Annotated in this window: 14 protein-coding genes and 1 tRNA gene; 7 read left to right on the top strand and 8 right to left on the bottom strand. The window is 34.1% G+C overall.

All coding sequences use genetic code 11. The features are described 5' to 3' along the window. Position 1 precedes the first annotated feature (1 nt). Positions 2–1,765 carry a ribonuclease E/G gene (locus AAGD68_RS06430; protein ID WP_264736208.1) on the bottom strand — a complete coding sequence of 588 codons (1,764 nt, stop codon included), beginning with the start codon at positions 1,763–1,765 and terminating at the stop codon, positions 2–4. Between the two features lie 149 nt (positions 1,766–1,914). On the opposite strand from AAGD68_RS06430, the gene rpmG reads away from it, so the two are divergent. Continuing rightward, positions 1,915–2,115, top strand: a complete 201-nt coding sequence (rpmG, locus tag AAGD68_RS06425) for a 50S ribosomal protein L33 (protein ID WP_064124823.1) — start codon at positions 1,915–1,917, stop codon at positions 2,113–2,115. A gap of 25 nt (positions 2,116–2,140) precedes the next feature. After that, entirely contained in the window at positions 2,141–2,416 is a 276-nt protein-coding gene (locus AAGD68_RS06420; RefSeq protein ID WP_264687833.1) for a helix-turn-helix domain-containing protein, read from the top strand. Between the two features lie 74 nt (positions 2,417–2,490). Here AAGD68_RS06420 and AAGD68_RS06415 read toward each other — a convergent pair whose 3' ends face one another. Then, positions 2,491–3,372, bottom strand: coding sequence for a zinc ABC transporter substrate-binding protein (locus AAGD68_RS06415; protein WP_253309609.1), 882 nt, complete (start codon positions 3,370–3,372; stop codon positions 2,491–2,493). On the opposite strand from AAGD68_RS06415, the gene AAGD68_RS06410 reads away from it, so the two are divergent. Both AAGD68_RS06410 and ubiB read left to right on the top strand, forming a co-directional pair. Then, complete coding sequence (locus AAGD68_RS06410) at positions 3,364–4,104, top strand: metal ABC transporter ATP-binding protein (protein WP_064124826.1); 741 nt, start codon at positions 3,364–3,366, stop codon at positions 4,102–4,104. The genes AAGD68_RS06415 and AAGD68_RS06410 overlap by 9 nt on opposite strands. Beyond that, positions 4,101–5,537 carry a 2-polyprenylphenol 6-hydroxylase gene (gene ubiB, locus AAGD68_RS06405; RefSeq protein ID WP_253309721.1) on the top strand — a complete coding sequence of 479 codons (1,437 nt, stop codon included), beginning with the start codon at positions 4,101–4,103 and terminating at the stop codon, positions 5,535–5,537. Before AAGD68_RS06410 ends, ubiB begins: the two co-directional genes overlap by 4 nt. Before the next feature lie 159 nt (positions 5,538–5,696). Here ubiB and AAGD68_RS06400 read toward each other — a convergent pair whose 3' ends face one another. Further along, complete coding sequence (locus AAGD68_RS06400; protein WP_253302608.1) at positions 5,697–6,089, bottom strand: TraR/DksA family transcriptional regulator; 393 nt, start codon at positions 6,087–6,089, stop codon at positions 5,697–5,699. Between the two features lie 107 nt (positions 6,090–6,196). Here AAGD68_RS06400 and AAGD68_RS06395 point away from each other — a divergent pair, with 107 nt between their 5' ends. Beyond that, positions 6,197–6,844 carry a heme exporter protein CcmB gene (locus tag AAGD68_RS06395; protein WP_265045171.1) on the top strand — a complete coding sequence of 216 codons (648 nt, stop codon included), beginning with the start codon at positions 6,197–6,199 and terminating at the stop codon, positions 6,842–6,844. Between the two features lie 891 nt (positions 6,845–7,735). Next, positions 7,736–8,023, top strand: coding sequence for a hypothetical protein (locus AAGD68_RS06390; RefSeq protein ID WP_264687830.1), 288 nt, complete (start codon positions 7,736–7,738; stop codon positions 8,021–8,023). Between the two features lie 7 nt (positions 8,024–8,030). On the opposite strand, the gene AAGD68_RS06385 is transcribed toward AAGD68_RS06390, so the two are convergent. From AAGD68_RS06385 to AAGD68_RS06370, 4 genes are all read right to left on the bottom strand, one after another. Then, a complete protein-coding gene (locus AAGD68_RS06385; RefSeq protein WP_265016699.1) occupies positions 8,031–8,597 on the bottom strand; it encodes a hypothetical protein in 567 nt (188 codons plus the stop codon). Between the two features lie 18 nt (positions 8,598–8,615). Further along, positions 8,616–8,690: transfer RNA gene (locus AAGD68_RS06380), tRNA-Gln, on the bottom strand. Continuing rightward, positions 8,681–9,016 carry a divalent-cation tolerance protein CutA gene (gene cutA / locus AAGD68_RS06375; RefSeq protein WP_253309717.1) on the bottom strand — a complete coding sequence of 112 codons (336 nt, stop codon included), beginning with the start codon at positions 9,014–9,016 and terminating at the stop codon, positions 8,681–8,683. The genes AAGD68_RS06380 and cutA overlap by 10 nt, the downstream gene beginning before the upstream one ends. 42 nt (positions 9,017–9,058) lie before the next feature. Beyond that, the gene (locus AAGD68_RS06370; protein ID WP_265045170.1) at positions 9,059–9,202 is read right to left on the bottom strand and encodes a hypothetical protein; all 144 of its coding nucleotides are present in this window, start codon (positions 9,200–9,202) and stop codon (positions 9,059–9,061) included. A gap of 108 nt (positions 9,203–9,310) precedes the next feature. Between AAGD68_RS06370 and AAGD68_RS06365 the strand changes: the two genes are divergently transcribed. Then, on the top strand, positions 9,311–9,463 hold the full coding sequence (locus tag AAGD68_RS06365) for a hypothetical protein (RefSeq protein WP_341814206.1): 153 nt from the start codon (positions 9,311–9,313) through the stop codon (positions 9,461–9,463). A 285-nt stretch (positions 9,464–9,748) separates the two neighbouring features. Here AAGD68_RS06365 and AAGD68_RS06360 read toward each other — a convergent pair whose 3' ends face one another. Next, positions 9,749–11,395 (bottom strand): hypothetical protein, encoded by a 1,647-nt coding sequence (locus tag AAGD68_RS06360; RefSeq protein WP_341814205.1) that lies wholly within the window; start codon positions 11,393–11,395, stop codon positions 9,749–9,751. Positions 11,396–11,506: the final 111 nt, after the last annotated feature.

Raw genomic sequence — 11,506 nt, 5'->3', positions numbered from 1 at the left:
ATTAGTTATTAGAACTTAAAAAGCGCGAAAGCCATTTAGTCAGCCAAAAATTGCCTCGTAGTTTATTTGAATTATCAACTTCTTCATTGCTGCTATCCTCAATTTGGTATCCAGAGTTCTGTAATGGCTTATAACCGTTTGAATTAACATCATCTCCTTGTTTTAAAACAAATGTATTTACATCTAAACTGTTATCAATACTAATGTTCAATGTAATATTAAACTCTTTTTCGATTGTAGAAACTGTATTCCTTTTATTATTAAAAATATGCGCTATAACCGCACTATGCGCTACTAAATCAAAAGACTTATTTTGGTTCCTATGAGCAATGTGTTGTAAATCCCTTAGTATCGATGCAACAATTACTTCGTTCGATTTTACTCTTCCAATACCCTTGCAGTGTAAACACTCTGTAGTATTAATTTCTTGTATGTTTGGTTTAATTCTTTGTCTTGAAAATACCATTAAACCAAAGTCATTTATGTAGCTAAATTGAACTTTAGCTTTATCGTCTTTAAACGCTTGCTTTATAGCAGACTCAACAGCTCTGCAATACTGATATTTCAACATGTCAATAAAATCGACTACTATTAATCCTGATAGGCCCCTAAGATTCACCTGTCTTGATATTTCAGGTACTGCTTCCATATTGGTTCTATAAGCTGTTTCTTCTATGCTATCTTCTCCTGTCATCTTTCCTGAATTTACGTCTATTGAAACAAACGCCTCAGTTAAAGTTATTACCAAAGACCCACCAGATGGCAACTCTACCCTATTGCTATATAACTCAGAAATTTGATCTTCGATTCCATAGTAAGTAAAGATTGGGATAGAACCTCTATACAATCTGTAACGCAACTTACTACCTTTTAATGCATTTTTAGTATATTGTCTCACTGCTTCAAAAGCTTCCTTCCCAGATACTATGACTTCTATACCATCGCTACAAAAATCACGAACAGATCTCATAATTACATCTGCTTCGTTGTAAATTAATGATGGAGCATTTACAGAGAAGGCATTTTTTTGAATGCTCTGCCATAATGAGGATAAGTAATTGTAATCCTGCTCAATTTCTTTCTTATCTTTTCCTGAACCAACAGTTCTTACTATTAAACCTGATCTTTTTGGCAAGTTTATTGAACTCAGTATATCCTTTAACTGCTTTCTGACATTAGCATCTTCAATTCTGCGAGACACTCCACCTTTACTCATGGAATTTGGCATGAAAACACAGTATCTACCCACTAAAGTTATGTATGTTGTAAATGAAGCTCCTTTATTGCCTCGTTCCTCTTTAGTTAGCTGGACCAATACTTTTTGATTTACTGAAATAACATCTTGTAATTTGTATTTTTTATATAAAGGTACCTCTCTTACAAAACCACTACCTAACTCGTTGACATTCTTACTAGCTGCAGAATCTGAAGAAACATTTGCTGAAGCTTCTTCTGTACAATCGTCATTTGAGTAGCCCTCAAAGATAATTTCCTTTTCTTTTTCTGGAATATTGAAGTAATCTAGAGATATCTCGGAAAAAGATAAAAAACCTTGCTTGTTTTTTCCATATTCAATAAATACGGCTTGCAAAGAAGGCTCTATACGCTTTACATAAGCAACGTATATATTACCTCTTAATTGTTTTTTTTCCTTGAATTCTTGTTCAAATTCTACAACCTTATTATTAACTGATAAGGCAACTCTTACCTCATTAGAACAGGCAGAATTTTCTATCAATAATAACCTTTTGCCACTATTTGCCACTTATTTACCGTTTGCTTTTCATTCTGAAGTTAACTTCATGCTACTTAATGCACTGTTGATTGTCAAGAATTTTACGATCTGCATTATTCGGTTGACTTTTAGTGTTTTGCGTAATAAACTCGCATAGAATTTATTATATCATTATAAGTATGGCGAAAAAAAATGCTTCTTTGCTCGTTAAGTTAGTCAGCACTGCAATCAAGATAACAAAAACTGGTGAAGAAAAATCAACTGGCTATTTTTATGTAAAAAAGCGTAATCCAAAAAAGCTCACCAGAAAACTGGAGTTTAGGAAGTATGACCCAGTAGTCAGAAGGCACGTATTATTTAAAGAAGAAAAATTAAAGTAGTTTTTTTATAAGGAATTTTATTATTATGCAAAATTTACAATTAAGTTATCCTATAATAGTAGAGTTGGGGGATGTAAAAGATACAAAACTGAAATTAATAAAGGTCATTGCACAATTAATAAGTAAGAGGTACAAAACACAGAAAAAAGCAGCAAGCGCTCTAAAGATTGATCAACCTAAAGTATCTCAAATCAATAGGTCAAAAATCGAAGGGTTTTCCTTAGAATACTTGCTTAACTTATTGATTGCATTGGACCAAGACATAAACGTAAGAATAAAGCATAATTCTAAACCTGTATAATATGTAAAGGACAAATGGTGATTTAAATGCAGAACAATAAAACAGTAAGTCAGAGGCATTTTAAAAAGAACTTGTTACTCAACAAAACAAGATTTGAAATTTTGTGCAATGCTATTGATTATAGCTAGATATGCATCTTTTCCAGGCTCTATGTCTGATCCAATAGGATCAAGAACTACCATTTTTGCGTCATTAGAAAGAGCATTAGGCTTTATGCTATCTTCTTGTGAATGAGCAAATATACATTTAACGTTTTCTTCCTTCATTATCTTTTTTAGCTTCATTAAACTCTTCATACCTATGTACGAATCCTCTTCTATAGAAAGAATGGCGCTTGGGTGATTTAAACCAAAATATTTTTCAAAATATTGATAAGCATCGTGAGTGACGATGTATTTTTGATTTTTAAAATCATTCAGTTCTTTCACGATTTCTTTTACTTCTTGGTCTATTTTTTTTATGGCTTTTGTTGCATTAGAGTTGTATCGATGGAAATTTTCTTTATCTATGTTAGACAATGTTGCACTTATAAAAAGTACCATGCTCTTTGCATTTTCGGGACTCAGCCAAATGTGTAGGTCTTTTTCATCTTGAGTATTGGTAATTTTTCTAGAAAATGAATGTGGCCGAGCAGGAAGTAGGTTGATTACCTTTGACAATTGCACTAGTTCTTTATTATTTTTGGCGAAAGTTTGAACAAACGTCTCTAAGTTATCGTCAGTGTAAAATATGACATCACTTGATTCCAAATTACTCGCATCAGACGGCTTTAATATATAATTATGCGCAGATGTTGCATAGCCAAGCAATTCCGGTTCTAAAATTCCTTCTGTCACAGAAGCTACAAGTGAGTGGATAGGTTTGATTGTAGCTACAACTTTTAAATTGGATGAAAAGGCAATATTATAGTATAGTGTAAATGAAAGTAATAGAAAAAAAGGCAGTAAATGTCTCATATAAACGTTGAGAAGAAGTTAAATTTTGCCAAAAAGTTAAATAATGTCAATAATCGTGTTCTAAAAATAGAAAATCTTGCTCTCACATATGATGGTAAAAGAATCCTTGACAATATCAATATGTTCATGGAAAGAGGAGACGTAATTACAATACTTGGTCCAAATGGTGGAGGTAAAACCTCTTTAGTGAAAGCAATTGCTGGCATAAATAAAAGCTGTACCGGTAGTATCGTATTTGCTGACAACATAAAAATTGGCTATATGCCGCAAAATTTTAGTATTAGTAATTTGATGCCAATAACAGTTGAATATTTCCTTTTAAATAGCTCCTTGAAAAGACTAAAGAAAAATCAATCCATTATTACAGAAGCGATAGAGTTGGTTGGTATCGGTAACATTTTGAAGAATCAAGTGTTAGAAATTTCTGCAGGGCAAACACAATTATTGCTGCTTGCACGTTGTTTAATTGCAGAACCTGACTTGATCATTCTAGATGAACCAGTCAGTGCAATGGATATTAACGCGCGGGCTAAATTTTATGATATTATAAATAAAATAGCAAAAAAACGATTGGTATCGATTCTTATGACTTCTCATGATCTTAACTCTGCTCTACCATCCTCAGATTACGTAATTTGTATAAATAATACTATCTATTGCCAAGGCAAGCCTGATGAGATTATGAAAAATAGAACCCTAAATGAAATATTTAGCAGTTACGCAGCAAAATGATTCAAAATATTTTGCGTCTTCTGCACATAACTACAGTGCTGACACGTTACAATATATTACCTTATTTACTTCCACCATCAAAGAAATCAATAAATAAAATACAAGGCCATAAGCTAAAGTGTGCTCTTGAAAAATTAGGTCCGGTGTTCATTAAGTTTGGGCAGTCTATCTCATCACGTACTGATGTTTTAAATGAGGATATAACAAATAACTTGTTATTGATATGTGATAGATTGCCATCATTTTCACATAAAATAGCAGTTAAAACTATAGAAAGTGAGTTTAATTGTAAATTGAGCGACATTTTTTCAAGCTTTTCTGAAAAGCCAATTGCAGCAGCATCGATTTCTCAGGTGCATAGAGCGGTTACAACTGAGGGTAAGGAAGTTGCTGTGAAGGTTTTAAGGCCAAATATTGAGAAAACATTCTCAAGGGATATAAAAATGCTTTCTTGGCTTGCAGAAATTGCAGAAAAATTTAGCGAACAATCAAAAAGGCTGAGGCCAATTGAATTAGTCAAAACTTTTGCTGAAATTTGCCGATTAGAGTTAGATCTACGTTTTGAAGCTGCTCACTCTTCAGAACTAAAGGAAAACACAAAAAATGACAGAGGTTTTTATGTACCTGAAATAGATTGGAATAGAACTGCAAAAAAGGTTTTAACATTAGAATGGATAGAAGCAACACCAATATACGAAGTTGAAAAACTGAATAATCGTAAGCAAATAGCTATCAATCTTATAGAATCGTTTTGTAGTCAGGTATACAGGGATTGTTTTTTTCATGCTGATATGCATCCTGGAAATCTAATGGTTGATAGTAATAACAATATTATTGCCCTGGATTGTGGAATCATGGGTAGAATAGATCGTGAGACATGCTATTACGTTATAGAGATACTCAAAGGCTTTTTAAATCGGGATTATGACCACGTTGCAAAAATGCACTTTAAAGCTGGTTACGTTTCATCACAGCATAGAAATTTTGTCACAGCTTGCAGGGCAATAGGTGAACCCATTATTGGGCAGCCTATACAGAAGATTTCATTTGCTAGTTTACTTGCTCAGCTATTAAAAATAACTGGTGATTTTGATATGAAAGTTCAAACACAATTGTTATTGCTGCAGAAAACTATGATTTTACTGGAAGGGACATGTAGAAAGATCTACCCAGAAATCAATATGTGGAAAGTAGTTGAAGCGTGGATAAGCAGTCAACATGAAAGTAAAATAGGGTATAGGGAAAAAATTAGAAATTCTTATCCTGTAAAAACAATCCAAGGGATATTTAGCCTTATAGAAAAATTAAACCTAATAGCTGATAAAAAATTAGAAAACATCCAAGTTAAAAATAAATCAAATGGAAAAGTCTATTTTTTACTGTGGTTTGTAATTATAATTCTAATCGTTAAATTTTTAGGGAGTGTTAAATAAACTGTGTCAAACCCAATTTTTAATTCAACTTAATTTTTAATCTGCAGGAGTCGAGTTGAGAATGTCCAATTTTCCACTTTCTTTATAGCATAACATACTTCAGTCCTGATCCGCCTCTTGCTCCTCTTGAAGCCCAATGGCTCACCACTTATGTGTAAATTAATCGTTAATGTTGTACACGTTCTTTTCTTTTTCTACTCTCTCTTGCTCTTCAATACAATATATAGCAAGCGGATTAGCTTTAAGTCTTTCGACTCCTATTTCTTCTCCTGTTCCATCGCAGTAACCATAAGTGCCTAATTTTATTTTTTCTAACGCCTCCTTAATCTTTTCTTTTCTATCTTTTCGGCGCTTGATTAATTCCTCATTTCCACTATCTCCATCAGAATAGTATGTATCAATACTATTATCTTCTAGTTCTTGTTTCTCCAACTCAGCGAGTATTGATTGTAACTTTAAGCTGAAGTATTCCAGTTGTTTTACGCTCATATATTCTTCATCTTCTGAAGGAGTATAATCCTCTGGTGACTTTATTTTCGGTAACTTTTCCATAATTGCATTATCAAAAAAATAATAAAACCTATATAACTTATGAACAAAAAATTATACTACCCTCAAAGTAAACACTATAATTTATAATAAACATTTAAAAGCCTAGTATGATCGACTTAGTAAAAAAATTAGTAATAGATGTTAAGAACCTTACCTATATAGTATGTATTTTTATTATAATGTTAAGTTTATCTTCATTTACACTTGAAAACAACAATAAACAAGAAGTTATGTTAACATTAACATGGATATGTGCTACATTTGTTTTGCAGATCTCTACAAATAATTTGTTTACATCTGATTATCATGATGGAATATTAGAGCAAATCTTTGTACAGCCACTCTCTTCTAGGCTTATAGTTGCTTATAAAATTTTCGCTCACTGGTTATTATTTGGGCTACCGATTTCAGTGGTTTCTTCCATATTCAGCTTTGCAGTTCTAGGCAATAGTATTGAACACTCAATAGCAGTTGGAGTGTCTTTATTATTTAATACGCTGATAATCATTAATATTTCAGCTACTGGAAATGCATTGATGATTGGTCGAAACAACTTAGCATCAGGAGTATCGCAAATTCTTGTTTTGCCAATGATAATGCCAACCTTTGTGTATTTTAAAATGCTAACTCAATTTGAAAATTTGTCCTTGAATATTTATACACTACTAATCACCATGTTAATTTTTGTCGTTTTGATTGTTAACAGCACTATAACTACTCACATGGCACTAAAATTTGCTGTGGAACAGGATTGAAAAATCTTACTGTTATTCAGTAGGTATCCGTTTAGCAGAGTGGCAAAATAGGTAGACAAGATAAACCAAAAAATCAAGAAAAAGTGAGTTTACAACAAATGGTGTCATGCAAGTAGCTGACAACATAGAAACGAAAAAACTTACTTGACAAACTCCGCCAGCCCCTTATTATGAAACTGAAGCTATTTATTTATCTTCTCTGTACAGATTAAATGACAAAAAAACTCAACGTATTTGGCGTCTCATGTTTAATTTTTTGCACTATGTGCACTCTATGTCTTTATCAAATTTCTAGGTTTTTACCTATACAAGCTGAAATACGCTTATAAAGCATTTAAAACATCAAAAAACGCCAACTTAAAAAATGGATAGTGAATAACTAGCTACCCTAGGGTTTCTTTTGCCTTTTTTTCTGTTTAGTAAATTTCTTAAACATTTATGACTAAAGGTTAGTTGCATTAAAAAGCAGCTAAATCGCGGTTATTAAGCGTTTAGAATAAAAAAACGCCATACTTGAAAGTATAATGTAAGTAATTAGCCAACCACGGGGCTTCTTTTGCCTTTTTTTTTATTTGGTAAATTTCTTAAATTTTATAGCTAATCAGTACTGGGATGACAAGAAAGGAGCACTGCTATTATAGAGTGAAATGAGATCCCAGTGTCAGCTACTCGGATGACATTATAGGGGCTACTGGGATGACATTATAGAGAGGCACTGGGATGACATTATAGAGGCTACTGGGATGACATTATAGAGAGGCACTGGGATGACATTATAGAGAGGCACTGGGATGACACCCTGACAATCGTCATCCCGCTACTTGTTAGCGGGATCTGCTGTGGCGACATAAACTCAAATCATTTCAAATTTCAATCCAAAGAGGTATCATTATGTCAAACAACTTCAATTTTAAAGAATTTTTTAACCACTATGAAACAAATAGTACGTCAGATGATATACAAAGGTATTATTTGCTGTGGAAATCAGTAATAGCGCAGGCAATGACTGATGCAGCAAGTCACTGTAAAAAAACAGAAAGCTTGGTAGAGAAACGTAAGGCGATTTCTTGGTTATCGGACTTTAGTCAAGATTTTGCACACACATGTATATTGGCTGATTGTGATCCGGTATACGTAAAAAACAAAATACAGCCAATCTTAAAAAGCCTTACTAGATAAAGCCTTTTTAATGAGGTTTACTCCTTTTACCGAAAAAAATATCATTCAATCTCCTATCTATAGTTGCCTCTATATCTTTGATTAATAGCTGCTTTATTATGTTTACTTTCCGCTTTGCATCTTGAGCGTGATGCTCACTGTTATTGCTGTAATTATTCTTATCACTATAACTACTGCCACTTGGTTTACTACTGTTACTGAACTCACTACCCTTTTTTCTTCTTGTGCTGAGTATCTGCACTATCTTTTCCTTTAAAAAAGACTTCCAGCCTGTGCTAAGGAACAACTTATAGAGAAAATGCGGAGTAAGGAATGCTACTAATATTCGAATAGAAATTCCGTAACCGAGGTCTTCCCTATTTTCATAATACCACTTGCAATATTGAAATAAATGGTAAAACGCATTTTTGAAAGAGCCAAATTCTACAGCATACCAAAAACCATTGCTGAGAAACATGAGCACAATGCTGGATGTGTAAAGATACATTGTGAAGAGAAACAGTTTCACAATTATATCTTTTAGACTACCTAATATATAATTCAATAATCTTAATTTATAGAAAAGTGATATCATTTCACACCCACTTCAATATGGCTGGGGTGGAAGGATTCGAACCTTCGCGTGACGGTATCAAAAACCGCTGCCTTACCACTTGGCTACACCCCAATACTACTTACATCAATAACACTATTAGCCCAATTAGTAAAAGATTTATTTGCTTTTTCTATGGACATCACAGCAATAGCTGGCTGATCATAAGAATGCATTGCTTCGATTTTTTCTACAATTTTATCAACTTGATCATTTTTGCTCTTCATAATTGCTACTACTTCACAACTATTACTAATTTTACCTTCCCATAAATACAGAGAATTCACTTCAGGAAATATATTTACACATACAATTAATTTCTCGTTTAACAATTCCTCAGAAACAGTTTTAGCCTCCTTCAAACTTGAAAAAGTTGTATAAATCAAAACTAAATTATTCATTAGAATCTACGTAAATGCATTTCTACTATACTCCACTTAGGTTTATTCATCAAGAGAAAATAGATTAGATTTTTCTGTCATTCCAGCACTCTCTTCTGTCATTCCAGTGCCTCCTTCCCCTGTCATCCGAGTGCTCTCTTCTGTCATTCCAGTGCTTCCTTCCCATGTCATCCCAGTGCGTGACACTGGGATCTAGGAATTTTGATTGAGCACTAAGTTGGTAAACATGAAAGTGGCTAACATTTTTTAAAACACAGCGTTTTCGATGGGATTGCGTGAAATGGCTAGATCCCAGTGTCACGCACTGGGATGACAAGAGAGGGCGCTGGGATGACAAGAGAGGGCGCTGGGATGACAAGAGGGGGTATTGGGATGACAAAAAAAGGAGGCTACTGGGATGGCAAGAAAGGAGGCTACTGGGATGGCAAGAAAGGAGCAGCAGGATGACGCCTCACCATGTCATTCCAGCGCTTGACGCTGGAATCCAGCCTTTTCATAATCATCAAAATGTTGTATTTTAACATAAAACGGCTACTTTTATGCTTCCCAACTTAACAAAATTCCTGGATCCAAGTAGTCAAGGCACTGGGATGACAACTTCCCTAGTGGAGAAATCACAATGTTCATACGTTTGTGCGCATAACGCTGGGATTTTTCTATAGTTTAAAAACAAAAAAAGGATGTTACTCATTGAGTAACATCCTTTGGAGAAAGTGAGTGGTTTTGTTTATGCTACTTACCAGATGTAACTCCTGGCTGCTGTGGTTCAATGTAAACTTCAGACTTACACGTAGAAGGCTGTTCCACCATTTTGCCCAGATAACCTGTTTTTTTCAGTTCTGCACGAGCTTTACTTAAGTCTTCTAGAGAAGGACTTTTTGGCGTAGAAGAACCAGAACCCATTCTACTATCAGTAGAAGAGCTTCTTGATACCTTTGGTGGAGTAACTGGAATAGGCTGCTTACCAGAAAGTCTTCCTCCTGCTGTTGCAGTTTTACCAGTATTTTCAATGGGAATAGGAGTATCAACGTAAAAAGTGCTCTTTCCTACTTGTCTAGACAACGTGTCTGATTCAGAAAGAACTTGATATTTAACATTAGTAGTTTCTTCTGGTGCTTTTTTACCCCCCAACCATAATGGCACTTTAAATGGAGCAGTTGTTTTCACTTCTTTATGCTTCGCAGGATTGAACAATTCCGCTTCGCTGCTAATAGTACTTTCAGTCCTTACAGAATCTAGTGAACTCATTGAACTGCTTTCTGATAAACTGCTAGTTGATTGTGTAGAGTCTTTTCTTCCTAGTGAAGACAATGATGACGATATAGACCTAGTTAAACTTTTGAAAGAAGGCCTGTTAGCTCTTTTCTCAGCTTTGTTGAACATATTGCTTACGCTTGAATACAAATGACTTTCTTTACATTCTTTAATAACCTCCTTAATTTCATCATAATGGTCAGAGAAAACACTGTCGATGAAATACCTATACTTAGGCAATGACCTTTTTGTTAACAAGCTATACAAACTTTTTTCATTTAAATTATGAATGAATTCTTTCTGTACTTGCCACTTAGGAGTATACTCTTTCCATCCTAATTTTGCTTCCTCTGCCATTTTTAAATCAATTTTTGACGATATTCCAGAAAGTATATTTTTTACTAACCCAGAATTATTTCCTTTGTCAGCAAAAATTGCCTTGAGATCCCCTTTTATTTCTTGAATTTTCTTCTTTTGTGATGAATCAGGAACAAGCTCATCATTTATTCTGTCTGAATAATTCTCGCTACCAGCCGCATTATATAACTTATTTGCCGCTGCCTCAGTCACACGACTTGCTCCTTTCTTTACTTTTTCACCTACAAAGCTAACACCTCTTTCTAGTGAAGCTGCCGAATATTCATAACCCTCTTTTACCTTGTTTTTGGAATATACAGCACCATCTCTAATTTTTCCGCCAATATACTTCGCCCCATCAACTGTCTTTTCTGCAGCATATTTGAAGCCTTCTTTTATTTGTGCTCTATATTTCCACATTGCATAAGAAGCACCAACCAAAACAATAGCTCCTACTACTGCTCCAATTACAATTCCAGCTATTGGTACAGCAGCTGTTCCTGCAGCGACTGTAGCTGTTCCTGTAGTTGAAAAAGCAGAAGCAATTGCTGACCAGTTGGTTGCAACAAGATAAGATATGAAGCCAATTGCTCCCAACCTAAAAATACCACGGTCCAATCGACCCTGCTTTTGTAATGATTTTATTTCTTTCCCCAATGATTCTATTTTTTGTTTTAATAAATCCTCTGAAGAAGGCGTAGAATTATTTTGTTGTTGAAGTTGTTGTATTTCAACAACATTTGAATTTGTTTCATTATTAGGTAACATTTTAAACCTCACTATTAATTAAATATATTCATATTGTACACCCTCGATTCTTAAGTTAGTGTTAATTTGGCTGTTAATGTTCATTTGTCTTTGAATAATTCTGCTTGACGT

Source organism: Wolbachia endosymbiont (group A) of Machimus atricapillus (assembly GCF_964027095.1).
In the GTDB taxonomy this organism is placed as follows: Bacteria; Pseudomonadota; Alphaproteobacteria; order Rickettsiales; family Anaplasmataceae; genus Wolbachia.
Note: the sequence above shows the minus strand (reverse complement) of the source record. Positions and strands in the feature narration are given on the sequence as shown.